Genomic DNA, 23,710 nt, shown 5'->3' on the forward strand with positions numbered 1-23,710 from the left:
CAACACGATGACCCAGAACCCGTTCGACGCGCTCGGTGGCGGTGATGGCGGCCTGGACCTCGGCGCCCTTCTCCAGCAGGCGCAGCAGATGCAGGACGACCTCCAGGCTGCCCAGGCCCGGCTCGCCGACGCGACGGTCGAGGGATCGGTCGCCGGAGGTGCGGTCAAGGTCAGTGTCAGCGGCACCGGCGAGCTGACCGGAGTCACGATCAGCCCCACCGTCGTCGACGACCCCGAGGAGCTCGAGCAGAACCTCGAGGAGATCGGCGACTTCATCGTCGCCGCCTACCGCGACGCCAAGGCCAAGGCCGACGAGCTCGCCAACCAGACCCTCGGCCCGCTCGCCGGCGGGCTGCCCGGGCTGCCGGGCGACGGTCCGGGCGCCGGCCCCGGCCCGCTCGGGTTCTCCGGTTCTGATTCCTAGGCCAGGCCATGTACGAAGGCGTGGTCCAGGACCTCATCGACGAGCTCGGCAGGCTGCCGGGGGTCGGGCCGAAGGGCGCCCAGCGGATCGCGTTCCACCTGCTCCAGGCCGACCCGGTCGACGTCAAGCGGCTCGCCGACGTCCTGGTCGAGGTCAAGGCGAAGGTCAAGTTCTGCGCCACCTGCTTCAACGTGTCCGAGGACGACCTGTGCCGGATCTGCCGTGATCCCCGACGCGACGTCAGCGTCATCTGTGTCGTCGAGGAGTACAAGGACGTCGTCGCGATCGAGCGCACCCGGGAGTTCCGCGGCCGCTATCACGTGCTCGGCGGCGCGATCTCGCCGATCGACGGCATCGGCCCGGAGCAGCTGCACATCAAGGAGCTGCTCACCCGGCTCGGCGACGGGGCGGTCACCGAGGTGATCCTGGCGACCGATCCGAACCTCGAGGGGGAGGCCACCGCGACGTACCTCACCCGGATGCTGAGCCCGTTGGGGTTGCGCGTGACGCGGTTGGCGAGTGGACTCCCTGTAGGCGGCGACCTCGAGTACGCCGACGAAGTCACCCTCGGACGAGCATTTGCAGGAAGGCAGGCGGCCACGTGACCGATCAGCTCCCAGGCCAGGCGGCCCTCGCGGCCCTGCTCGCGGTCGAGAGCGAGACCGTTCGGTTCGCCGACGAGATCGCCGCTTCGGTGCGCGCCTTCCTCGACTCCGTCCGCGTGATCGCGGCCCAGGCGACACCGGGCCAGGCGGTGTCGCTGCTGCTGCTCCAGATCAGCGAGATCGCGCTGACCGGCGCCCGGCTCGGGGTGCAGCGCGACTTCGCGCCCCGTGACGAGTACCAGCCCGACGTCGGCCCGGACGCCGACCTCGACGACCTCCGGATGCGGCTCGCCGAGCTGCTCGGCAACGTCGACACGATGAGCTACGTCTTCGACCCCTACCAGCCAGAGGTGGTCGAGAGCCAGCTGTCCGACGACCTCGCCAGCATCGCCAGCGACCTCGAGCTCGGCCTGCGCCACCACCGCGCGGGCGACGTCGAGGAAGCGCTCTGGTGGTGGCAGTTCTCCTACGTGTCGTCGTGGGGTGCGCTCGCCGGCGCCGCGATGAAGGCTCTGCTGTCGGTCGTCGCCCACGACCGGCTCGACGTCGACAACGAGTCCGAGCTCGACGTCATCGAGGCCGCCGAGGCCGCCCTGGACGCCGGCGGGGTATAGAACGGCTGGTCGGTAGAATCGGCGGGCATCTTCCCCCGTCGACCCAGGAGCGCATCCCAGTGGGCATTGTCGTGCAGAAGTACGGCGGCTCGTCGCTGTCCGACGCCGACGCCATCAAGAGGGTGGCCCGTCGCATCACCGACGCCAAGAAGGCGGGCAACGACGTCGTCGTCGCCGTCTCCGCCATGGGTGACAGCACCGACGAGCTGTTGGACCTCGCCGCCCAGGTGAGCCCGCTGCCGCCGGCACGGGAGCTCGACATGCTGCTGACGGCCGGCGAGCGGATCTCCATGGCGCTGGTCGCGATGGCGATCTCCGACCTCGGCTTCACCGCGCGGTCCTTCACGGGCTCGCAGGCCGGCGTGATCACCGACGACGTCCACGGCAAGGCGAAGATCCTCGACGTCACTCCCGGCCGGATCCGCAGCGCGATCGAGGAGGGCCACATCGTGATCGTGGCCGGTTTCCAAGGGGTGAGCCAACAGACCAAGGAGATCACCACCCTCGGTCGTGGTGGCACGGACACGACGGCGGTCGCGCTGGCGGCCGCGCTCGAGGCCGACGTCTGCGAGATCTACACCGACGTCGACGGCGTCTTCACCGCCGACCCGCGGATCGTCCCGACCGCGCGCAAGCTCGACAGGGTGACCTACGAGGAGATGCTCGAGCTCGCCGCCTCGGGCGCCAAGGTGCTCCACCTGCGCTCGGTCGAGTACGCGCGGCGCCACAACATCCCGATCCACGTCCGGTCGTCGTTCAGCACTCTCGAGGGCACGACCGTCACCGGCAGCATCAACGACCCAGAGTTCGACGAGGGCCCGGAGGGCAGCATGGAAGCACCGATCATCGCCGGCGTCGCCCACGACCGCAGCGAGGCCAAGATCACGGTCGTCGGCGTCCCCGACAAGGTCGGCGAGGCGGCAGCGATCTTCAACGCGCTCGCCGACGCGCAGATCAACCTCGACATGATCGTCCAGAACGTGTCGGCGGCTGCCACCAACCTCACCGACATCTCGTTCACCCTGCCCCACACCGACGGCCAGACGGCGATGACCACCCTCGCCGGCCTCAGGGACCAGATCGGCTTCGAGAACCTCCTCTACGACGACAAGATCGGCAAGGTCTCGCTCATCGGCGCCGGCATGCGCTCCCACCCGGGCATCTCGGCGAAGTTCTTCACGGCGCTCGCCGAAGCAGGGGTCAACATCGGCATGATCTCCACCTCGGAGATCCGGATCTCGGTGATCGTCGACCAGGACGACGTAGACCGGGCGGTGCAGGGAGCACACACCGCCTTCGACCTCGACGCCGACGAGGTCGAGGCCGTCGTCTACGGCGGCACCGGCCGCTAAACCCAGTCGCGGCGCCGCGAAGCGCCCGGAAGGATCTACTTCATGAAGATCGGAATCATCGGCGCCACCGGCCAGGTCGGCGTCGCCATGCGCCAGATCCTCCTCGAGCGTGCGTTCCCCGCCGACGAGGTGCGGTTCTTCGCATCGGCCCGCTCCGCAGGCACCGTCCTCCCGTTCGGCGACCGAGAGGTCGTCGTCGAGGACGCCGCCACCGCGGACCCGGCCGGGCTCGACATCGCGCTCTTCTCGGCCGGCGCGACCACCTCGCGCGCCCTGGCGCCGACGTACGTCGACGCCGGCGTGATCGTGGTCGACAACTCCTCGGCGTTCCGCAAGGACCCGGCGATCCCGCTCGTCGTCTCCGAGGTCAACCCTGACGCCGCACAGCCGGTGATCGCTGCCGGCCGCGGCATCATCGCCAACCCGAACTGCACGACCATGGCCGCGATGCCGGTGCTCAAGCCGCTGCACGACGAGGCGGGACTGGTGCGGCTGATCGCCTCGACCTACCAGGCCGTCTCCGGCTCGGGCGTCGCGGGTGTCGAGGAGCTCGCGACCGGCATCGCCGCCGCCGGCGACAAGGCCCGCGAGCTCGCCTACGACGGCGAGGCGGTCGCCTTCCCCGACCCCGGTGTCTACCAGCGGACGATCGCCTACAACGTGCTGCCGTTCGCCGGCAACCTCGTCGACGACGGGCTGAACGAGACCGACGAGGAGCAGAAGCTCCGCAACGAGTCGCGCAAGATCCTCGGCATCCCCGACCTGCGGGTCTCCGGGATCTGCGTGCGGGTGCCGGTCTTCACGGGCCACTCCCTGGCCATCAACGCCGAGTTCGAGCGCCCGCTGCCGGTCGACCGCGCCCGGGAGCTGCTGGCCACCGCGCCGGGCGTCGAGCTCGCCGAGATCCCGAACCCGCTGCAGGCAGCGGGCAAGGACCCGTCGTACGTCGGACGCCTCCGCCAGGATCCCGGCGTCGACGGCGACCGCGGCCTCGCGCTCTTCGTGTCCAACGACAACCTGCGCAAGGGCGCGGCTCTCAACACCGTCCAGATCGCCGAGCTGGCGTTGCGCTGAACTGGCCGAGCGCGGCCCCGGTGCTGGCGGAGGGCTAGCCCGTGTCGGTGTCGTCGACGAAGGTCTTGGTGATCCAGACCGACGCCAGGAACCCGCCGACGCCGACGACGGGGATCACGATGAGCATCGACCAGTGGTCGAGCACGTCGATGAGGAACAGCAGTGCCACCACGGCGACCAGACCCACCGCCAGGAAGCTGCTGCTGCCCGGGTCGGGGATCGAGAAGACCTTGAGCAGCGCGCTGCCGAGCAGCACGCACACCACGAACGTCGCCACCAGCAGCAGGAAGCCCGGCCCGCCGGTGCACGAGGAGGTGTCCCTCACGGCTTCGCAGCCGCGCAGGGACAGCCAGATCAGCAGGACCATGCCGGCGCCGACCACGGCTCCGGTCACCGCCGCGGCGGGGTAGAGGGGCAGCAGCGGCGGCTCGTCTGCATGCGCCGCGATCTCGGCGTCCTCCTCGTCGATGCGGGTCAGCGGCTCCGGCTCGATGTCGGGAGCGAGCTTGGCGCGAGGCCGGACAGGGGTCCGGGCCACGGCGCCGCTGGTGGCCGCGGGCTTCTTCGCCGCCGGTTGGACCGGCGCGGTCTTCGCCGCGGGGGTGGCCTTCGCGGCTAGGGCGGGTTTCGCCGCCTTCTGCGGCGCGGGACCGGGCTCCGGCTCCGGGACGGGTGCCGGCTCGGGCTCGGGCTCGGGGGTCACCACGTCGTCCACGGGCTCCGACTCTTCGTCGTCTTCGGCGACCGGCTCGGCGGGCCCGGCGGGGGCCGGCTCCGACGGGGCTGATTCGAGCTCCTCCGCCTGCGTCTCCTCGACGACCTCCGCGGTCGCCTCCTCGTCGGGGGGCTCAGACTCGTCGGAGGCCGGGGGTTGCCCGGTGGCGGGCGCCGGAGAGGTGCTCTTGCTGGTCCCCATGGCGTCCGACTTCTTCTTCCGCCCGAACAGCTTGGGCGGCTCCAAGCTGAGCTTCAGCTTGTCCTGCTCGTCAGACATGGAGTGCAGTGTGTCACGAAGGTGAACCTAACGACACGAGAGTTCACGCGGCCGGTCGGACCCGCTGCCAGGGCTCACCGGCGAAAACGACGACAGGCGGATCCGTTCCGGATCCGCCTGCCGATCGGTCGGGCTGACAGGATTTGAACCTGCGGCCTCCTCGTCCCGAACGAGGCGCGCTACCAAGCTGCGCCACAGCCCGCCGTGCTCGTCGCCGTGCCCCGGGATCCGACGAATCGGACGGCCGGGACGGGCCCGCTCACAAGACCGGGAGCATACCGGGTCGCTTCCCTGCCGACCCAATCGGACCACCGCAGACCAGGTGCGGGCAGCTCAGTCCTGGGGGAGCAGCGTCAGCAGCGTCGCCTCGGGCCGGCAGGCGACCCGGATCCGCGCGTAGGGGCTGGTCCCGAGCCCCGCGGAGACGTGCATCCAGGCCGATCCCGGGTCGCCGGGCCGGGAGTCGGCCGGGTGCCGGTGCAGCCCGCGGGCGCGGGCCGGCTCGAGGTCGCAGTTCGTCGTCAGCGCCCGGCCGGCCCGGCTCAGGTTCGACAGCCGCGGCAGGCAGACCTGCCCGCCGTGCGTGTGACCGGCGACGATGGCGTCGTACCCGTCGGTGGCGAACTGGTCCAGCACCCGGAGGTACGGCGCGTGCGCCACGCCGAGGCGTACGTCGGCCGCCCCGTCGGACCGACCGGCGACGGCCGTGAGGTCGTCGTAGCCGAGGTGCGGGTCGTCGACGCCCGCGAACGCGAACCGGGTCTCGCCGACGGTCAGCGCGGCCCGCCGGTTGGTCAGGTCGAGCCATCCGGACCCGGCGAGGCCCGCCGACAGATCGCCCCACGGGAGCGCCGGGACGTTGACGTGCCGCTTGCCGTTGTCGGGGAGCAGGTAACCGAGCGGGTTGCGGAAGCCGGGCTCGAAGTAGTCGTTGGACCCGTGCACGAACACGCCGGGCCGATCGAGCAGGCCCCCGAGGCTGTCGAGCACCACCGGCACCGAGTCCCGGTGCGCGAGGTTGTCACCGGTGTCGATCACCAGGTCCGGCTCGAGCGCAGCCAGGCCCCGCAGCCACTCCTGCTTGCGGATCTGGCCCGGTGTCATGTGGATGTCGCTGATGTGCAGCACCCGCAGCGGGCGCATGCCGGACGGGAGCAGCGGCACGTCCACCCTCCGCAGTGTGTACTGCCGCGCCTCCCACGCTGCGTACGCCGTCGCGGCCGCGCCCGCAGCGACGCCGGTGCCGAGAAGACCGAGAACGCGTGAGGGGGGCACGGGGGTAGTGTCCCGGCTGCCCGCGCCATGCACAAAGCTCGGCCCCGAATCTGGTGCGGAACGGGCTGCCGGGACACTGCGCTGCCACAATCGGCAACATGAACTCGCTGAAGGACCGTCTGCGCACTGACCTCACCTCGGCCATCAAGGCTCGCGACGAGGTGCGTTCCTCCACGATCCGGATGATCCTCACGGCGGTCACCAACGCCGAGGTCGCGGGCAGCGTCGCCAAGGAGCTGTCCGACGACGAGATGCTGAGCGTGCTCGCGACCGAGGCCAAGAAGCGCCGTGAGGCAGCGGTGGCCTTCGAGGAGGGCAAGCGGCCGGAGATGGCCGCGAAGGAGCGGGCGGAGGCCGCCGTGATCGCCGACTACCTCCCGGCGCAGCTCAGCCCGGAGGAGATCGCCGCCATCGTCACCGCCGCCGTCGAGGAGATCGGTGCCGCAGGCGCCGGACCGAAGGCTATGGGCAAGGTGATGGGCAAGGTCCAGCCGCAGGTCAAGGGCCGGGCCGACGGCGCCGCCGTCGCCGCAGAGGTACGCCGCCAGCTGGGCTAGCCCGAAGGCGCGAAACCACTCGCGTCAGCGGTTGCCGTTCCCGTTCCCGTTCCCGTTGCCGTTCCCGTTGCCGCCGTTCCCGTTGCCGCCGTCCCCGTTGTTGTTCCTGGGTGGTCTCGGCGGGGGCGGTGGGGTGCCGTCGGAGATGTAGATCGTGACCGTGTCGCCGGAGCCGAACTCGGAGTAGGCGGCGGGGCTCGTGTAGGCAACCGTTCCCTGGGCGTAGCCGGAGTCGACGAAGCCGCCGTTGGCGACGGAGAAGCCGGCCGCCTCGAGCTCCGCTGTCGCCGAGTCCTCGGACTGGCCGGCGACGTCGGGCACCGGCACGAGCACGCCGGCGACGTCTTCGCCGGAAGGCTCGACGAACGTCTCGTCCTCGAGGAACGGCGCGATCGCCTTGAACGCGTCGCCCCAGATGGGCGCAGCGGTGCCGGAGCCGGACGTGTCCTGGTAGTAGCCGCCGATCAGCTTGCCGTCGAGGGTAGAGGGCTCGCCGGCCGGCGTGATGCCCGCGACGGTGGCCGCGCCCGCCAGGTTCGGTGTGTAGCCGGAGAACCACACCGCCTGGTTGTCGCTCGTCGTGCCGGTCTTGCCCGCGGCCTGCTGTCCGGGGTACTGCTCCGCGGCGAAGCCGGTGCCGCTCACCACGCCCTCGAGCACGTCGTTGACCGCGTCGGCCACCGGGCTCGGCAGCTCCTGCGTGCAGCGCGGCTCGTACTTCTTGAGCAGGTTGCCCTGGTTGTCCTCGATCTTCGTCACCGGGATCGAGTCGCAGTGCTTGCCCCGAGCAGCGAACGTCGCGTAGGCCTCCGCCATCTCGAGCGGGCTGGCGTCGGCGACGCCCAGGGGGAACGACGGCACCATGAAGTCCTCCGGGGCACCGATCCGGACGCCGAGCCGCTCGGCCAGCTTGTACGGCTCGCACAGGCCGGTGCGCTTCACCAGCTCGATGAAGAACGTGTTGATGGACAGCTGGGTCCCGGTGTAGAGGTTCGCCGTGTGTGACGTGTCGTCGTAGTTCTTGAAGTCCTCGATCTCGGAGCTCGCGTAGTACCCGTCGCAGACCGGGAAGTCGCCCAGGTCGAAGTTGCGCACGGCGGGGGCGGTGATCGTCGTGGTCAGCGGGATGCCCTGGTTGATCGCGGTCGCGAGCACGAACGTCTTGAACGTCGAGCCCGGCTGGAACCCGTTGGCCTTGCCGTACTCCTTGGGCACCGTGTAGTTGAGGAAGGTCTGGCCGGGACCCTTCCCCAGCTCTCGGGACTGGGCGAGCGCCTTGACCGCCCCGGTGCCGGGCTCGACCAGCGCGAGCGCGCCGATCACGTCCTCGTGGGGGAACACCCGGCTGGTCACCGCGTCCTCCGCCGCCGTCTGCATCCGCATGTCGATCGAGGTGGTGATGGTCAGGCCGCCGTTCTCGATCAGCCGCCAGCGTTCCCGAGGATTGTCGCCGAGAGCCGGGTCCTGCTTGAGCCAGGCGATGACGTACTCACAGAAGAACTGGGCGGTGGAGTTGATGCAGCCGTGTTCCTTCTTCTGGACGTCGAGCCCGAGCGGCCGCTCCTTGGCCTTCTCGGCCTGGCGGTCGGTGATGACGCTGAGCTCGGCCATCCGGTCGAGAACGACGTTGCGCCGCTCGCGGGACCGGTCCGGGTTGTTGGTCGGGTCGAACGCACCCGGGCTCTGCACGATGCCGGCGAGCATCGCCGACTGTCGGAGGTTCAGCTCCTTGGCGTTGACGTTGAAGTAGTGCTGGGCGGCGGCCTGGATCCCGTGGGCGCCGTCGCCGAAGTAGGCGGTGTTGAGGTAGCGCTCGAGGATCCAGTCCTTGGAGTACTTCTTCTCCAGCGCGATCGCGTACCGGAGCTCGCGCAGCTTGCGCGCGTAGGTGTCGTCGGTCGCGGCCTCGCGCTCGGCCTTGGTGTTCGCCTGGTTGAGCAGGGTCAGCTTGACCAGCTGCTGGGTGATCGACGAGCCGCCCTGGACGACGCCGTCGGCCGCCTGGTTGGTGAAGAGGGCACGGATCGTGCCCTTCACGTCGAGCGCACCGTGCTGGTAGAAGCGGTAGTCCTCGATGGACACCATCGCCTTGACCATGATCCGCGAGACCTGGCGGAGCGGGACGATGACGCGGTTCTCGTCATAGATGGTGGCGATCGGGTCGCCGGTGCGGTCCAGGATCTCGGTGCGCTGCGGGAGCAGCTCGGTCTCCAGCTCCTGGGGCAGCTCGTCGATCGACTCCGACATGTTGCGGGCGGCGAAGCCCAAGACGCCCGCGAAGGGAATGGCCAGCCCGGAAACGACGACGCCGAGCACCGCGGAGACGAGCAGCATCACGCCGAGGTGGGACACCACCTTCGCCGCGGACAGACCATCGGTCCTGGAGCTGGACATGGCGCCCAGGGTACGTGACCTCAGGTCGTCTCCCCGAGTCGGCGACTGCCTCGGAACGCCGGCCCCGGCGCCGGTGGCGGATCCTCGCGTTTCAACGAGCGGGACTCATGACCCAGTGGTTTCTAGTGAAATGTGACTAGACAGGTTGAACACAACGAGTGATGTGCCGGACCAGACCAGTACTTTACCTTTACACAGACGAGGAGGACTTCGCGGCGCTGTGGGGGTGTCGCCCTCCTTCAATTGATGGGGACAACATCATGTGGGTAGACGATTGGGCCCTCCGCGCGGCTTGCAGGACCGAGCAGCCGGACCAGCTGTTCGTCCGGGGAGCCGAGCAGAACAAGGCCAAGCAGGTCTGTGCCGGTTGCCCGGTACGCACCGAGTGCCTCGCCGAGGCGCTCGACAACCAGATCGAGTGGGGCGTCTGGGGCGGCATGACGGAGCGTGAGCGGCGTGCATTGATCCGGCGCCGACCGACCGCCTCGTGGCGCAAGGTCCTCGAGTCCGCTCGGGACCGCGAGATCGCCCAGGTCACCGCCGACGCCTGACCGGCGTCCAGCTTCAGGTTCTACCTGCGGCGGCCAGCAGGTCGCCGATCCGGCGCAATCCGTCCAGGTCATGGACGTCGCCGGCGAGCGCTGGTACGACGGCCGTCGGCACCTGCGGGTGCGCGGCCGCGAACCGGTCGCGCAGCTTCCGCTCCCGCTCGACCAGCTGCACCTGGTCGGCGTGTAGCCGCAACAGCCCGGCCGCGACCGACCCGCCACCGTCACGCCGCAACCGGCCGACGCCGGACAGCGCCTCCTCCGCGGGGAGGGTGCTCTCCGCCGCGGGGCTGGCCCGGTTGACGATCAGCCCCGCGAGCGGCATCCCGTCCTCGCTGAGCCGCTCGACGAAGTACGCCGCCTCCCGCAGCGCGTCCGGCTCGGGGGCGGCGACCACGAGGAACGCGGTCCCGTCGGCCTGCAGCAGCGAGTAGGTCTGCTGCGCCCGCTGCCGGAAGCCGCCGAACACCGTGTCCAGCGCGGACACGAACGTCTGCAGGTCCTTGAGGAACTGGGCGCCGAGGACCTTGGTCAGGGCGTTGGTGATCAGGCTGAAGCCGGCCGTCATCAGCTTCGCCGGCCCGCGGGCAGGCGCCATCAGCAGTCGCACGAACCTGCCGTCGAGGAAGCTCGACAGCCGCTCGGGTGCGTCGAGGAAGTCCAGCGCCGACCGGGACGGCGGGGTGTCGACGACGATCAGGTCATAGCTTTCTGACGTTTTCGAATCCCGGTGGATCTGACCGAGCTTCTCCATCGCCATGTACTCCTGCGTGCCCGCGAACGAGCTCGACAGCGCGACGTAGAACGGGTTGGCCAGGATCTGCTGGGCCTTCTCGGGGCTGGCCTGCGACTCCACCACCTCGTCGAAGGTGCGCTTCATGTCGAGCATCATCGCGTCGAGCCGGCCGTCGCCTGCCACGTCCTGCACCGGGCGCGGTGTGTTGTCGAGCGCCTCGATGCCCATCGACTGGGCGAGCCGGCGCGCAGGATCGATGGTGAGCACGACCACCTTCCGGCCCTGCTCCGCGGCCCGCAGCGCGAGTGCCGCCGAGGTCGTCGTCTTGCCCACGCCGCCCGATCCGCAGCAGACGATGATCCCGGTCCTGCGGTCGGCGAGCAGCGCGTCGACGTCGAGCGGTCCCGCACGCCGGCCGCTCGGCGAGGTCGGACCCACCCGGGTCTGGTGCTGCGTCGTCCGTCTGGCCATCAGGTCAGTCCTCGGTGAGGTGTCATGCCATTCCCTGCTCGCGGAGCAGTCCCGCGAACTCGTAGAGCGCTCCCAGGTCGACGCCGCCGGCCATCCGGGGCAGCTCGTAGGTCGGCACTCCGAGCCCGAGGACGACCTCGCGCTGGGCGTCCTCCAGTGCCCGCCGTTCGGCGTGCTCGGCCGCCTCGTGGAGCAGCCCGTCGATCAGGGCCGGCGTCACCTCGATGCCGGCCGCCTTCACCTCGGACTCGATCCGCGCGCGGTCGAGGGTGCCGGCCCGGGCAGCGGCGAGGTCCTCGTCGGACAGGTCGCGGGGGCGGACCATGTTGACCACCACGCCGCCGACCGGCAGCTTCGCCCGCTTCAGCTCGGCGATGCCGTCGATCGTCTCCTGGACCGGCATCTCCTCGAGCAGGGTCACCAGGTGCACGGCGGTGCGGGGCGACTGGAAGAGCTTCATCATCGTGTCCGACTGGGTCTTGATCGGCCCCACCTTGGCCAACCCACCGACCTCACCGCCGACGTTGAGGAAGTTGGTGATCCGGCCGGTCGGCGGAGCGTCGAGCACCACGGCGTCGTACTCGATGGCGCCCTTGTTGCGGCTGTTGCGCTCCACCGCCTCGTAGACCTTGCCGCTCAGCAGCACGTCGCGGACGCCGGGCGCGATCGTGGTGGCGAACTCGATGACGCCGAACCGGTCGAGCGCCTTGCCGGCGCGGCCGAGGCGGTAGTACATCGACAGGTACTCCAACAGGGCGGCCTCCGCGTCGATGTGCAGCGCGTGGACGACCCCGCGCCCGCCGGTGCCGTCGGGGAGACCCGTCGTGAGCCGCCGCTCCTGGTAGGGAAGCGGGTCGACGTCGAACATCCGGGCGATGCCCTGTCGGCCCTCGACCTCGCACAGGAGCACGTTCTTGCCCTTGTGGGCGAGGGCCAGCGCCAAGGCCGAGGCGACGGTCGACTTGCCCGTGCCACCTTTGCCGGTGACGACGTGCAACCGCACCCTGGACCAGTCGCTCACGCGGGTCAGCGTAGCGAGGGCGGCTCACTCGAGCGCCAACCCTGCCGCCGGTGCCACTCGGGCCGCCCGTCGTGCTGGAAGCACCGCTGCCAGCAGCGCGGCGATCCCGGAGACCAGGAGCACGACCGCGAGCTGCTCCCACGGGAGCACGACGCCCGCGCCCTCGATCGCCGGCTCCACCAGCGCCCGGACACCGGCCCACGCGAACACCACGCCGAGCCCGGTGCCGAGCAGCGTCGCCACCGCCGACAACAGCACCGCCTCCGCGCCGAGCATGGTGCGCAGCTGGCGCCGGGTCAGCCCGAGCGCCCGGAGCAGCGCGTGCTCACGGCCGCGCTCGAGGACCGAGAGACCGAGCGTGTTGGCGATGCCGACGAGCGCGATCACGACGGCGATCGCGAGCAGTCCGACGACGCCCCCGGTCATCACGTCGAGCTGGAAGAACACATGGTCGCGACGGGCGAGGCCGTTGCCGAGCTCGGCGCCTGCCGGCCGGGCGAGTGCCTCCAGCGATCCCTCGAGCTCGTCGGGGTCGACGCCGTCCGCGGCGCGGACCCACACGGCTTGGACCGCCGCGCTCGGAGCTATCCGCTCGAGCACGGCCGGCGCGACCAGCGCGGCCGCACCCCAGTCGGCTCCGCCCACGACCCGGAGCCGGACGCGGCTGTCGCCGACCCCCACGCTGACCCGCTGCCCGGCCTCGACCTCGTCGCCGAGGTGGTCCCACGGCACCACGATCGTGTTCTCTCCCGGCGTCGGCACCCGTCCGCCCCGGAACAGGTCCGCGGCCGGCGTACCCCTCGCCGGCGCGGCCAGCACCGGGTACTCGCCCAGAGCCCCGATCTGCGCGGTGGTGCCGAGGACAGCGGCCGCCTCGGCGACGCCGTCGACGGCGGCGACCCGGTCGAGAAGATCGCTGGGCAGCGACCCGGTCGAGAAGATCGCTGGGCAGCGACCCGGCCGTGCCCGTCAGCGTCATGTCGATCGGGTGCTGCTCGTCCATCTCCGCCTCCAGCGCCGACCGCGAGCTGGCCATGCCGGTGAGCACCGCCGTGGTCAGGGTGACGCCGATGAGCAGCGACGCGGCGGTGGCTGCCGCGCGCCGCGGGTTGCGCGCCGCGTTCCCGGCAGCGAGCCGACCAGCAGGGCCGAGCACCCCGCCCGCGACCCCGCCGAGAGCGCGGATCAGCGCCGGCACGATCACCGGTCCCAGGACGAGGACGCCGGTGAAGGTGAGGCAGCCCCCGGCCAGCAGCACGGGCAGCACCTGCGTGACCACGGCCAGCCCGAGGAGCGCGACGCCCGCGGCCACCGCGAGGACGCCCAGCGCGACCCGCAGCCGCCCGGTCGCGGTGCGGACGCTGGTGGTGTCGTCGGGCCGCAGCGCCGCGAGCGGACTGACGCGGACCACGCGACGGGTGGGCAACCACGCCGCCAGCAGGGTCACCCCGATGCCGACGGCGCACGCGACCACCAGCCAGCCCGCGCCGATCTCGGCCTCGCCCAGGAGTGCGTCCGGCCACTGGGACCGCACCAGCGCGACCAGGCCGTGCCCGGCGGGCACTCCCGCGAGCACGCCGACGACGGCGGCTACGCACCCGAGGACGAGCGACTCGAGCCGCACCGAGCGGAGCAGCTGGCGCTGCGTGGCGCCGACGCACCGCAGGAGCGCGAACTCCCGCAGTCGTTGCGCGAAGAGGATCGCGAACGTGTTGTTGATGACGAGCACGGACACCAGCAGGGCGATCGACGCGAACAGCAGGACGATGATCGCCACCAGGTCGACCTCGTTGTTGACCTCCTTCTGGACCCGCTGCACGAAGGCGTCGACGCCGAGCGGGTCTGTGCCCGGGACCAGGTCCGCGACCACCTCGGCCTCGGCGTCCTCGTCTCCCGGTCCGGCCCAGGCCAGACTGCTGACGTGGAGCGACTCCTGCCACCGCTCCAGGTCCTCCCACAGCAGGTAGAGAGCCGCGGACGAGAACGGCGACGGCGAGTCGGCCATGCCGACCACCTCGACGTCGACCGCGTCCGGTCCGGAGCCGATCCGCACCCGATCACCGAGCTCGATCCCGGCGCCGCGGGCGGCATCGGGGTCGGCCAGCGCCTCCCCGGACGCGTCGGGGAACCGTCCCGCCTCGAGCTCCTGCCAGCGACGGTCGACCGGCCCCGGCACCTGGCCGATGTCCGCGCTGTCGTCGACGACGGCGCCGTCGTGCAGGACCGGCTGCAGCGTCCACGCCACGAGCCAGGCGTCGGCGTCGTGCTCGGAAGCGGCTGCCAGCAGCGCGGCTGCGTCGTCCGCGTCCGGCTTGTCCACGACGACGTCGGCGCCCTCGTAGGGGACCTGGAGGTCGGTGAGCAGCCCGTTGCGGACGGCGGACGAGAGGGCGGCGGTCACGATGATGAACGCGACACCGATCACGACGGCGAGGAGCGCGGCGACGTACCGCCTCGTGTGCCCGCGCAGCGAGGCGAGGAGGACCGTGCGCATCAGGCGGCCCGCGCCTTCAGGGCCGCGACCAGCGCGTCCGGGCTCGGTTCGGTGAGGCGCGCGGTGATCCGGCCGTCGGTGAGGATGACGACGTCGTCGGCGTACGCCGCCGCCTCCAGCTCGTGGGTGACCATCACGACGGTCTGGCCCAGCTCCCGCACCGAGCGGCGCAGGAACGCGAGCACCTCGGCGGACGCCGCGCTGTCGAGGTTGCCGGTCGGCTCGTCGGCGAAGACGATCGCCGGCCGGCTCACGAGGGCGCGGGCGACGGCGACGCGCTGTTGCTGCCCGCCGGAGAGCTCTGCGGGCCGGTGGGTGAGCCGGTCGCGGAGACCGAGCGTGTCGACCACCTGGTCGAAGCGGTCACCGAGGTCGGGTCGGCGGGCGCCGGCCAGCTCGGTCGGCAGCCAGATGTTCTGCTCGGCCGTCAGCATCGGCAGCAGGTTGAACGACTGGAAGACGAAGCCGACGTGGTCGCGCCGGAACCGGGTGAGGTCGTCGTCGGCGAGTCCGTCGAGCCGCTGCCCTGCAACGGTCACCGCGCCCGCGGTGGGCTGGTCGAGCCCGGCGAGGCAGTGCATCAGCGTGGACTTGCCGGAGCCCGAAGGTCCCATGATCGCCGTGAACCGCCCGGCGGGGATGTCGAGGTCGATGCCGCGCAGCGCGGGCACCTCGACGCCCCGGCCGGTGCTCTCGAAGGTCTTGGTCAGACCGCGGGCGGTGGCCGCGGTGCTCGTGGGTGTCGTGGTGGTGAGCGAAGTGGTCGTCATGCCGACGAGCGTCGCCGTCCTCGGCCCTCCGATCGTCGGGCCGCGGGTGGATCCGGTCGTACGACGTCGGGTGGACGCGGCGGCTAGGAGTGCGGGCTCCTAGGGCACCAGACCGGTCTCGTACGCGAGCACCACCAGGTGCACCCGGTCCCGCGACGCGGTCTTGGCCAGCAGCCGGCCGATGTGGGTCTTCACCGTCGCCTCGGAGACCGTGAACTCCCTGGCGATCTCGGTGTTGGACAGACCGCGACCGACCAGCACGAGCACCTCCCGCTCGCGTTCGGTGAGACCGTCCAACCGCCGGTCCGGCGCGGGCGTCGTGGGGTCGGGCAGCGCCTCCGCGAAGTGCGCGAGCAGCCGCCGGGTGGTCGTCGGGGCGACGACCGAGTCGCCCTCGTGGACGGTCCGGATCGCGCCGAGCAGCGTGTCCGGGGTCGCGTCCTTGAGGAGGAACGCGGCGGCCCCGGCCTTGATCGCGGCGAACGCGTGCTCGTCGAGGTCGAACGTCGTGAGCACGACCACCTGCGGCGCTTCTTCCCGGGCGAGCAGCTGCCTGGTCGCCTCGATGCCGTCCATCCGCGGCATCCGCACGTCCATCAGCACCACGTCGCACGAGGTGACGGCCAGCCGTTCGAGGGCCTCGCCACCGTCGCCCGCCTCGCCGACGACGGTCAGGTCCGGCTGGCTGTCGATGAGCATCCGGAAGCCGGCGCGCACCAGCTCCTGGTCGTCGACGAGGAACACCCGGATCTGCGCGTCCTCAGGCCTCACAGGGAGATCCTTGCGTGCACGGCGAACCCGCCGCCCGGCCGGGGGCCCGCCTCCAGGTGACCGCCGTGGGTGGTCACCCGCTCGCGCATGCCGGTGAGCCCCAGCCCGCGCCCGTCGTACGGCGCCGCGGCCCCCCTGCCGTCGTCGGACACGTCGACCACGAGCCCGCCGTCCACCCGCAGCCGCACCGTCGCCGTCGCGCCGGGGCCGGCGTGCTTGCGGACGTTGGTGAGCGCCTCCTGGACGACTCGGTACGCGGTCAGGGCGACCCCGTCGGAGACGGGAGGGAGCGGGTCGGGGAGCTCGGAGGCGACCGTCGTACCGGCCCGTCGGGCCTCCTCGATCAGCGCCGGGAGGTCGGTGAGCCGTGGCTGCGGCTCGGTCTCGCCGACCCCGGACCGCAGCAGGCCGAGCATCCTCCGCATCTCGGCGATCGCCTCCCGACCGGCTTCTGCGATGGTGGCGAGCGCCGGCGCTGCCACTCCTGGGTCCTGGGCGGCGGCGGCCCGGGCGCCGTCCGCCTGGACCACGATGGTCGTCAGGCCGTGCGCGACCACGTCGTGCATCTCCCTGGCGATCCGGTGCCGCTCCTCGATCGCCGCCAGCGCCGCCTGCTGGGTCGCCTCCCGTTCGAGGCGCTCACCGCGCTCGACCAGTGCGTCGACATACGCCTGCCGGGTGCGCCGGAGCGCGCCGACCGCCGACGCCGTGACGACGATCGCGCCGATGGACAGCGCGTACGCGACGTAGGCGGTCTCGGAGGAGTCGGGGTAGGGACGCAACCAGTCGTACGACGCGATGCCCGCGCCGACCAGTCCGACTGCGGCCGCGGCGAGCGACGCCGCGGTGGAGCCGTACCGGGCCACGGAGTAGACCGCGACCGGGACCGCGACCTGTCCCCACAACGGCTCGTCGACGAGGAGCGCTTGGACGCCGCACGCCGCCGCGACCACCGCGAACACCGCTGTCGGGTGCCGGCGGCGGAAGACGAGCGGCGCGATCTGGACGAGCATCAGCAGCGCCTCGACGCGGCTGCCCCAGATGAGGAAGACCGGCACGGGCAGGAGCAGGAAGCCCACCAGGGCGACGTCGAACCACCGCTCGCCGCGCGGTCCGAGCCGGAACGGGTGCCGGACCTGTCGTGCCACCCGGTCACGGTAGACGGCAGGCGGCGGCGTCACGTCAGACCGTGGGTGGATCCTCGGGTGTCGGCCGTCCGACCGTGGTCGTCACGCCCGGATCACGCCGAGATCTTGTCGGCCAGCACGATCCAGGTGAAGAACGAGATGCCGAGCAGCATCCCGACGTGCCCGAGGATCGAGAGGGCCGGCCCCTGGGCCCACGTGTCTCCCGTGGCGTCGGCAGCGTGCTTGCTGGGACGCGACATCCACCGGCCGAGGATGAGGAGCCCGATCAGGACCTCGATCCACCAGACGGCGAGCGTCACGATGCCGACGACGTCGTCGGGCGAGGTCAGGTAGTACACCCAGACGCCGAGGGCGACGACGCCGACCAGGGTGTGTGCGTTGACGACAGCCCTCGGCACCAGCGCGTGGCCCGACTGCTGTGCCTCGTTGGACAACCGCATCCGGGTCAGCAGCACCACCACGGCCGCTAGACCGGTCAGCAGCCAGACCGCGTTGTCGAGAGTCACGGCCGCATCGTGGCACAGGTTGTGACCCGGGCCACAGCGTCTCGCTGCGACTAGGGTTCCCCCATGACCAAGTGGGAGTACCAGGTGGCGCCCGTCCTCAACCACGTCGCGGCGCAGATCCTCAACAACTTCGGGCAGGACGGCTGGGAGCTGGTGACGCTCGTCCCCGGCCAGGGCGGCAACGACATCGCTTACTTCAAGCGCCCCGCGGAGGGCTGAGTCGTGGCTGATGGCAAGAGCCCCGAAGAGCGGTTGGCCGAGCTCGGCCTGGGTGTCCCGGAGGTCGTGCCGCCGGTGGCGGTCTACGTGCCCGCGGTGCGGGTTGGCTCTCTCGTCTACACCGCCGGCCAGCTGCCGATGCTCGACGGCGCGCTGATGGCGACCGGCAAGGTCGGTGGAGAGGTCACCGCCGAGCAGGCGACCGCCTGCGCGCAGCAGTGCGCGCTCAACGCGATCGCGGCGATCCGCTCGGTCGCCGGCGACCTCACCCACGTGCGGATCGTCAAGGTGGTGGCGTTCGTGGCGTCGACGCCGGACTTCACCGGCCAGCCCGGCGTGGCGAACGGCGCCTCGGAGCTCTTCGGGTCGGTCTTCGGCGACGCCGGCGTGCACGCCCGCTCGGCGGTCGGGGTGCCGGTGCTGCCGCTCGACGCCCCGGTCGAGGTCGAGGTCACCGCGGAGATCGTGGGGTGACCGGTACGCCGCCGGCCAAGGGCTTCGCCCGGATCCCGCTGCCGCAGAGCCTGGTCGACCAGGCCCAGGCCCACCGCGACGGGACGACAGAGCCGGCGGAGCCCCGCAACGCCGCCACCGTGGTGCTGATGCGGGAGGGCAGCGCGGGACCGGAGGTCTACCTGCTCCGTCGCCAGCGGGTGATGGCGTTCGCGGGCGGGATGGCGGTCTTCCCCGGTGGTGGGGTCGACCCGCGCGACTTCGACAGCTCGGTGGCGTGGGCGGGGCCGACGCCGGCCGACTGGGCAGCACGACTGGGCGTGGAGGAGGACCTGGCGCGCGCGATCGTGTGCGCCGCCGTACGGGAGACGTTCGAGGAGTCGAGCGTCCTGCTCGCCGGAGAGTCCGCCGACACGGTCGTCGCCGACACCACCGGCGTCGACTGGGAGGCAGACCGGGTGGCGCTGGAGTCGCGCGAGCTGTCGATGACCGACTTCCTGACCCGGCGCGGGCTGGTGCTCCGCACCGATCTGCTGGGCGCGTGGTCGGGCTGGCTGACCCCGACGTTCGAGCCGCGTCGCTACCGCACCTGGTTCTTCGTCGCGGTGCTGCCGGAGGGCCAGGTCACCCGCGACGTGTCGACGGAGTCGACCGAGGTGCTGTGGTTGTCGGCGGCCGAGGCGCTGAGCCGGGCGGAGTCGGGCGAGCTGATGATGCTGCCGCCGACCTACCTCACCTGCCTGGAGGTCCTCCAGCACCGCAGCCCCGGCGCCGTGCTCGAGGCGGCGGCCGACCGTGACGTGTCGATGTTCACCCCGGAGGTCGTCCCCGACGGGGACGAGTTCGTGCTCTCCCGCCCGGCCCACCTCGACCCGCTGTTGCAGGAGCGGTTCGGGTGAGCGAGCCCTGGGTCGGAGGGGAGTACGGCGACCGCGGTCGCTGCGTGCTCGCACCCAACCCGGGCATCATGACCCTCGACGGCACCAACACGTGGGTGCTCCGCGAGCCCGGTGCCGACCGGTCCGTGGTCATCGACCCGGGTCCGCTCGACGACACCCACCTCGACGCCGTCGTCGCCGCCGCGGGTGAGGTGGAGCAGGTCCTGGTGACCCACCACCACATCGACCACACCGAGGCGGCGCGCAGCTTCGCGGAGCGGATGGGCTGCGGCGTGCGGGGGCTCGATCCCGACCAGTGCTGGCGGGCGGATCCCCTCACCGATGGTGAGGTGATCGACGCCGCGGGGCTCCGGCTCGAGGTGCTGACGACCCCAGGTCACACGGCCGACTCGATCTCGCTGCTGGTCGCCGAGGACCGTGCCCTGCTGACGGGCGACATGGTGCTCGGCCGCGGCACGACGGTCATCGTCCACCCCGACGGCGACCTCGGCGGTTACTTCGACTCGATCGCGAAGATGCGGGCGCTCGTGACCGACGGCCGGGTCGCCGAGCTCTGGCCGGCGCACGGGCCGGTGCTGCCCGACGCGGCCGGGGTGCTCGACCACTACGTCGTCCACCGACGCGAGCGGCTGGCCCAGGTCGAGTCCGCGCTCAAGCGGCTCGGGCTGTCGGCCGACGACCTGCCGCCCGACGTCGCCGAGCACCCCACCCTGCCCCGCCAGGTGGTGGAGGTCGTCTATTCCGACGTCGACGAGTCGCTCTGGGGGGCGGCCGAGTGGTCGGTCCGCGCCCAGCTGGCGTACCTGCGCGACCGCTGACTCACCTCGCGTTCGCGGCCGCGAGGACCTCGGGGACCTTCTCGATCGCGCGGTAGCCGTCCGGCACCCCGACCACCATCGCAGCGATCGACTGGGAGTGCTCGGTCCGCAACGGCAGGATCGCCTGGTAGGACGGCGATTCGTACCACTCCCGCGCCGCGTCCGGCGACGGGAACTCGATGATCACGATCGCGCCGTCCCACTCGCCCTCGGCGGGGGTCAGCTCGCCGCCGTGGACGATGAACCGGCCGCCGTACGGCGCGAGGGTCTCGTCGATGCGCTCGAGGTACTCGGCGATCTCGGGGCCGAAGTCGACCTCCCGCAGGTAGGCGATGGCGTAGGCCCTGGTCGATGTCGTGGTCATGGCGTTCTCCTTCTCGGGTTGGTGTTGGTCGATCACACCTCCAGGTGCTGCGCGGCGGCGATGACGTCGGAGGTCATGTCCGCGCGCACCTGGTGGCGGCTACCGTCGGCGGCATGTCGGATGCGCCCGGGCCGGTCGGCGAGCTGCTGCGTCACTGGCGGCAGCGCCGCAACCTGTCGCAGCTCGACCTCGCGAGCCGGGCGGGCGTCTCGACCCGGCACCTCAGCTACGTCGAGACCGGCCGGTCCCAGCCCACGAGCGGGATGATCCTGCGCCTGTGCGACCACCTCGACGTCCCGCTGCGCGAGCAGAACCGGGTGCTGCTGGCCGGCGGCTTCGCACCGGCGCACCCCGAGCACCGGCTGGCGGACCCGCCGATGGCCGAGGCCAACACCGCGCTCGAGGCGATCCTGCAGGCGCACCTGCCCTACCCGGCGCTCGTGGTCGACCGGCACTGGGAGCTGATCTCGGCCAACGACGCCGCGTTCGACCTGCTCGACGGTGTCGACCCCGCGCTGCTCGAGCCGCCCATCAACGTGATCCGGGTGTCGCTGCACGCGAGGGGACTCGCGCCCCGGATCGTCAACCTCGACGAGTGGCGGGCTGCGTTGGCCGTCCGGTTGCGACGTGAGTACGACGCCTCCGCGGACCCGGCGCTCGGCGAGCTCCTCGACGAGGTGGTGGCCGACGGGGTCGAGACCGCGCCCGGCGCGGCCGCGCTCGTCGTACCGCTCCAGCTCCGCGCGGGCAGTGACACCGTCCTCTCGTTCATCTCCACCACGACGGTCTTCGGCACGCCCCGTGAGGTCACGCTGTCCGAGCTCGCGATCGAGGCCTTCTATCCCGCCGACGAGGCCACGCGGAAGATCCTCAACGGCGTCTGATGCGTTTCGGGGTCGACTACTCCGGCCAGCGCCCGTCGGCCTTCGCGGCGTCGACCGCTGCGCGTCCCGCGTCGGTCATCAGGCCTTCTCGCTCGAGCAGATCGACCCGGGTGACGTTGGACGCGGACCACGTGCTCTTCGGCCCCCGCGGCGTGAACCGGATGAACGTCGACTCCGCGTCCCGGCTGCGCGCCTGACCGTCGATCCACCCGAAGCAGACCGCCTCGAGCACGGCATCCTCGTAGGTCAACGCGGTCACCGTGCCGCCCTTCTTGGTGAGCACCACCCAGGCGGCGGTCTGCGTCGCGTGGTTCTCGGCCAGCCAGGACCGCCACCCCGCCCGGTCCGCCACCAGGATCTCCTCGCCACTCAGCACCATCCGCCTACCCTCCCACGTCGAATCGACGAGGATGGTCCGTCGAATCGACGAGGATGGTCCGTCGAATCGACAAGGAATCCTCGCCGGGCATGACGTTGTTCGCCGGCGTCGCAGGCCGACCGCCGTCCACAGGCGTGCGCGCACCGCACGTCGTCCACAGGGAGTCCTGCTGCCGCAACCAGCGGTGGCCGGGAGCGGCGAACATCCGTCGGTATGACCGACACGCCCGACATTCCTGACGGACCCTTCACGACCGAGGACGCGAAGGGACGAGGGATCACCCGGCACACGCTGCGACGGATGGTGCGGGAGGGCGTCGTACGCCGGGTCACAGCCGGCGTGTACGCCGCGGCCGCCCTCGAGGACACGGTCGAGCTCCGTGCGCGAGCGCTCGCACTCGTCCTCGCCCCGCATCAGGTCGTGTGCGACCGGACCGCGGCGTGGCTGTACGGCATCGACCTCTTCACATCCGGGGACCTCGACGTCCTTCCAGAGATCGAGACCTGTGCGTGGCGCGGCAACGGGCCGTGCCGGCGCAAGGAGGTCGACGGTCGCACCCGCGACCTGCACAACATCGACGTCACGACGATCGAAGGTGTTCAGGTGACGACGCCGCTACGTACCGCGCTCGATCTGGCCTGCCTCCTCGAGCGCCGCGATGCGCTGGCCGCTCTCGACGCGTTCCGCCGCAGGGAGGGCCTGACGCTCGCGCAGCTGCTCGTCGGCTCGCAGCGGTACCGTCGCCGGCGGGGTGTAGTCCAGCAGCGCGAGCTCATCCCCCTCTCGGATCCGCGCGCCGAGTCGACGAGAGAGTCGTGGACGCGGCTCGCCATCCACGACGAAGGATTGCCGACGCCCGACCTCCAGGTGTGGGTCGAGGTCGGCGGCGTCCCGACATACCGCCTGGACCTTGCCTACCGACGCCGCCGGATCGCCGTCGAGTACGACGGATGGGAGGCCCACGAGAGCACCCCCGAGCAGCGTGAGGCGACGAGGGCGCGTCGGAAGTGGCTGAGGGATCACGGCTGGACGGTGATCGTCGTACGCAACGGCGACTTCACCGGACCCGCGCTCGAGCGCTGGCTCGGTGAGCTCAAGGACGCACTGGCGTCGTCGTACTCCAACCGCCGTCGGCTCGAACGCGGCAGCCGGTGCTAGCGGACATCGTCGTCAACTCGGACGACCATCCTTGTCGATTCGACGGACCATCGTTGTCGATTCGACCTCAGCGGGCCCGGCGGGTCATCCGCTCCATGTCCATGATCACGACCGAGCGCGGCTCGAGCCGCAGCCAGCCGCGGGAGGCGAAGTCGGCGAGCGCCTTGTTGACCGTCTCCCGGGATGCGCCGACCAGCTGGGCCAGCTCCTCCTGGGTGAGGTCGTGGTGGACGTGCACGCCGTCGTCCGCCGTCCGGCCGAACCGCTCGGCGAGGTCGAGCAGCGCCTTGGCGACGCGGCCGGGGACGTCGGAGAACACCAGGTCGGCGACCACGTCGTTGGCCTTCCGCAGCCGGCCGGCGAGCTGGGTGAGCAGGCCGCGGGCGACGGCGGGACGGCCGTCGAGCCAGCGCAGCAGGTCCTCGTGGGACAGCGAGACGAACTCGGCGTCGGTCACCGCGGTCACGGTCGCCGACCGCGGACCCGGGTCGAAGAGCGACAGCTCGCCGAACATCGAGCCGGGGCCGAGGATGGCGAGGAGGTTCTCGCGGCCGTCGGACGACGTGCGGCCGAGCTTCACCTTGCCGTCGAGGACGATGTAGAGCTTGTCGCCGCTGTCGCCCTCGTGGAAGAGCACCTCACCGCGGCGCAACCGGGTCTCGGACATGGACGACCGGAGGGCGGACGCGGCCTCGTCGTCGAGCGCGCTGAACAGCGGGGCCTGACGGAGCACGTCGTTGTCCACGGTTCCTCCAAGGGATCGGTACGGCGGTCGCCGCGCG

Annotated in this window: 27 protein-coding genes and 1 tRNA gene; 13 read left to right on the forward strand and 15 right to left on the reverse strand. The window is 71.4% G+C overall.

All coding sequences use genetic code 11. From position 1 onward, the window contains the following. Positions 1-7: 7 nt before the first annotated feature. Genes SHK19_RS01200 through SHK19_RS01220 form a run of 5 tightly spaced genes read left to right on the forward strand, consistent with a single transcriptional unit; the run spans position 8 to position 4,069 of the window. On the forward strand, positions 8-424 hold the full coding sequence (locus SHK19_RS01200) for a YbaB/EbfC family nucleoid-associated protein (protein ID WP_322937622.1): 417 nt from the start codon (positions 8-10) through the stop codon (positions 422-424). Positions 425-432: 8 nt separating this feature from the next. Beyond that, complete coding sequence (recR, locus tag SHK19_RS01205) at positions 433-1,029, forward strand: recombination mediator RecR (RefSeq protein WP_322457461.1); 597 nt, start codon at positions 433-435, stop codon at positions 1,027-1,029. Beyond that, a complete protein-coding gene (locus SHK19_RS01210; protein ID WP_322937623.1) occupies positions 1,026-1,643 on the forward strand; it encodes a DUF5063 domain-containing protein in 618 nt (205 codons plus the stop codon). The genes recR and SHK19_RS01210 overlap by 4 nt, the downstream gene beginning before the upstream one ends. Before the next feature lie 59 nt (positions 1,644-1,702). After that, positions 1,703-2,995, forward strand: coding sequence for an aspartate kinase (locus SHK19_RS01215; protein WP_322937624.1), 1,293 nt, complete (start codon positions 1,703-1,705; stop codon positions 2,993-2,995). Between the two features lie 42 nt (positions 2,996-3,037). Continuing rightward, the gene (locus SHK19_RS01220) at positions 3,038-4,069 is read left to right on the forward strand and encodes an aspartate-semialdehyde dehydrogenase (protein WP_322937625.1); all 1,032 of its coding nucleotides are present in this window, start codon (positions 3,038-3,040) and stop codon (positions 4,067-4,069) included. A gap of 34 nt (positions 4,070-4,103) precedes the next feature. On the opposite strand, the gene SHK19_RS01225 is transcribed toward SHK19_RS01220, so the two are convergent. From SHK19_RS01225 to SHK19_RS01235, 3 genes are all read right to left on the reverse strand, one after another. Further along, positions 4,104-5,063 carry a hypothetical protein gene (locus tag SHK19_RS01225; protein ID WP_322937626.1) on the reverse strand — a complete coding sequence of 320 codons (960 nt, stop codon included), beginning with the start codon at positions 5,061-5,063 and terminating at the stop codon, positions 4,104-4,106. A gap of 128 nt (positions 5,064-5,191) precedes the next feature. Then, a tRNA-Pro gene (locus tag SHK19_RS01230) sits at positions 5,192-5,265 on the reverse strand. A 131-nt stretch (positions 5,266-5,396) separates the two neighbouring features. After that, positions 5,397-6,338 (reverse strand): metallophosphoesterase, encoded by a 942-nt coding sequence (locus SHK19_RS01235; RefSeq protein WP_322457466.1) that lies wholly within the window; start codon positions 6,336-6,338, stop codon positions 5,397-5,399. Positions 6,339-6,436: 98 nt separating this feature from the next. On the opposite strand from SHK19_RS01235, the gene SHK19_RS01240 reads away from it, so the two are divergent. Further along, positions 6,437-6,895, forward strand: a complete 459-nt coding sequence (locus SHK19_RS01240; RefSeq protein WP_322457467.1) for a GatB/YqeY domain-containing protein — start codon at positions 6,437-6,439, stop codon at positions 6,893-6,895. 24 nt (positions 6,896-6,919) lie between these two features. On the opposite strand, the gene SHK19_RS01245 is transcribed toward SHK19_RS01240, so the two are convergent. Beyond that, positions 6,920-9,289 (reverse strand): penicillin-binding protein, encoded by a 2,370-nt coding sequence (locus tag SHK19_RS01245; RefSeq protein WP_322457468.1) that lies wholly within the window; start codon positions 9,287-9,289, stop codon positions 6,920-6,922. Positions 9,290-9,549: 260 nt separating this feature from the next. Here SHK19_RS01245 and SHK19_RS01250 point away from each other — a divergent pair, with 260 nt between their 5' ends. Further along, positions 9,550-9,840, forward strand: a complete 291-nt coding sequence (locus tag SHK19_RS01250; protein ID WP_322457469.1) for a WhiB family transcriptional regulator — start codon at positions 9,550-9,552, stop codon at positions 9,838-9,840. 13 nt (positions 9,841-9,853) lie between these two features. Here SHK19_RS01250 and SHK19_RS01255 read toward each other — a convergent pair whose 3' ends face one another. From SHK19_RS01255 to SHK19_RS01290, 8 genes are all read right to left on the reverse strand, one after another. Continuing rightward, positions 9,854-11,044: an ArsA family ATPase gene (locus SHK19_RS01255; protein WP_405030449.1), complete on the reverse strand. Its 1,191-nt coding sequence runs from the start codon at positions 11,042-11,044 to the stop codon at positions 9,854-9,856. 22 nt (positions 11,045-11,066) lie between these two features. Further along, positions 11,067-12,065, reverse strand: coding sequence for an ArsA-related P-loop ATPase (locus SHK19_RS01260; protein ID WP_322457471.1), 999 nt, complete (start codon positions 12,063-12,065; stop codon positions 11,067-11,069). 24 nt (positions 12,066-12,089) lie between these two features. Then, on the reverse strand, positions 12,090-12,491 hold the full coding sequence (locus tag SHK19_RS01265) for an FtsX-like permease family protein (protein WP_322937627.1): 402 nt from the start codon (positions 12,489-12,491) through the stop codon (positions 12,090-12,092). Next, on the reverse strand, positions 12,391-14,559 hold the full coding sequence (locus SHK19_RS01270) for an ABC transporter permease (protein ID WP_322937628.1): 2,169 nt from the start codon (positions 14,557-14,559) through the stop codon (positions 12,391-12,393). The genes SHK19_RS01265 and SHK19_RS01270 overlap by 101 nt, the downstream gene beginning before the upstream one ends. Further along, a complete protein-coding gene (locus SHK19_RS01275; protein ID WP_322937629.1) occupies positions 14,559-15,329 on the reverse strand; it encodes an ABC transporter ATP-binding protein in 771 nt (256 codons plus the stop codon). The genes SHK19_RS01270 and SHK19_RS01275 overlap by 1 nt, the downstream gene beginning before the upstream one ends. A 99-nt stretch (positions 15,330-15,428) precedes the next feature. Further along, a complete protein-coding gene (locus tag SHK19_RS01280; protein WP_405030476.1) occupies positions 15,429-16,028 on the reverse strand; it encodes a response regulator in 600 nt (199 codons plus the stop codon). A 68-nt stretch (positions 16,029-16,096) separates the two neighbouring features. Beyond that, entirely contained in the window at positions 16,097-17,248 is a 1,152-nt protein-coding gene (locus SHK19_RS01285) for a sensor histidine kinase (RefSeq protein WP_322937631.1), read from the reverse strand. A gap of 92 nt (positions 17,249-17,340) precedes the next feature. Continuing rightward, positions 17,341-17,754: a hypothetical protein gene (locus SHK19_RS01290; RefSeq protein ID WP_322457476.1), complete on the reverse strand. Its 414-nt coding sequence runs from the start codon at positions 17,752-17,754 to the stop codon at positions 17,341-17,343. Between the two features lie 63 nt (positions 17,755-17,817). Between SHK19_RS01290 and SHK19_RS01295 the strand changes: the two genes are divergently transcribed. From SHK19_RS01295 to SHK19_RS01310, 4 genes are read left to right on the forward strand one after another with little or no spacing between them, the layout of a single operon-like run. Beyond that, positions 17,818-17,973, forward strand: coding sequence for a hypothetical protein (locus tag SHK19_RS01295; protein WP_162851546.1), 156 nt, complete (start codon positions 17,818-17,820; stop codon positions 17,971-17,973). A gap of 3 nt (positions 17,974-17,976) precedes the next feature. After that, positions 17,977-18,447, forward strand: a complete 471-nt coding sequence (locus SHK19_RS01300) for a RidA family protein (protein ID WP_322457477.1) — start codon at positions 17,977-17,979, stop codon at positions 18,445-18,447. Beyond that, the gene (locus tag SHK19_RS01305; protein WP_322937632.1) at positions 18,444-19,325 is read left to right on the forward strand and encodes an NUDIX hydrolase; all 882 of its coding nucleotides are present in this window, start codon (positions 18,444-18,446) and stop codon (positions 19,323-19,325) included. Before SHK19_RS01300 ends, SHK19_RS01305 begins: the two co-directional genes overlap by 4 nt. Then, complete coding sequence (locus tag SHK19_RS01310) at positions 19,322-20,143, forward strand: MBL fold metallo-hydrolase (RefSeq protein WP_322457479.1); 822 nt, start codon at positions 19,322-19,324, stop codon at positions 20,141-20,143. Before SHK19_RS01305 ends, SHK19_RS01310 begins: the two co-directional genes overlap by 4 nt. A 1-nt stretch (position 20,144) precedes the next feature. Here SHK19_RS01310 and SHK19_RS01315 read toward each other — a convergent pair whose 3' ends face one another. Further along, positions 20,145-20,507 carry a DUF1330 domain-containing protein gene (locus tag SHK19_RS01315; RefSeq protein WP_322457480.1) on the reverse strand — a complete coding sequence of 121 codons (363 nt, stop codon included), beginning with the start codon at positions 20,505-20,507 and terminating at the stop codon, positions 20,145-20,147. Positions 20,508-20,620: 113 nt separating this feature from the next. On the opposite strand from SHK19_RS01315, the gene SHK19_RS01320 reads away from it, so the two are divergent. After that, positions 20,621-21,391 carry a helix-turn-helix domain-containing protein gene (locus SHK19_RS01320; RefSeq protein WP_322457481.1) on the forward strand — a complete coding sequence of 257 codons (771 nt, stop codon included), beginning with the start codon at positions 20,621-20,623 and terminating at the stop codon, positions 21,389-21,391. 16 nt (positions 21,392-21,407) lie between these two features. Here the strand turns inward: SHK19_RS01320 and SHK19_RS01325 are convergent, their stop codons facing one another. Next, on the reverse strand, positions 21,408-21,770 hold the full coding sequence (locus SHK19_RS01325; protein ID WP_322937633.1) for a YdeI/OmpD-associated family protein: 363 nt from the start codon (positions 21,768-21,770) through the stop codon (positions 21,408-21,410). A gap of 213 nt (positions 21,771-21,983) precedes the next feature. Here SHK19_RS01325 and SHK19_RS01330 point away from each other — a divergent pair, with 213 nt between their 5' ends. Then, positions 21,984-22,928 (forward strand): type IV toxin-antitoxin system AbiEi family antitoxin domain-containing protein, encoded by a 945-nt coding sequence (locus SHK19_RS01330; protein WP_322937634.1) that lies wholly within the window; start codon positions 21,984-21,986, stop codon positions 22,926-22,928. Between the two features lie 67 nt (positions 22,929-22,995). Here SHK19_RS01330 and SHK19_RS01335 read toward each other — a convergent pair whose 3' ends face one another. Then, positions 22,996-23,673, reverse strand: coding sequence for a Crp/Fnr family transcriptional regulator (locus SHK19_RS01335; RefSeq protein WP_183098839.1), 678 nt, complete (start codon positions 23,671-23,673; stop codon positions 22,996-22,998). Between the last annotated feature and the right edge of the window lie 37 nt (positions 23,674-23,710).

The sequence above is a fragment of the Nocardioides bizhenqiangii genome (genome assembly GCF_034661235.1).
Lineage (GTDB): Bacteria > Actinomycetota > Actinomycetes > Propionibacteriales > Nocardioidaceae > Nocardioides > Nocardioides bizhenqiangii.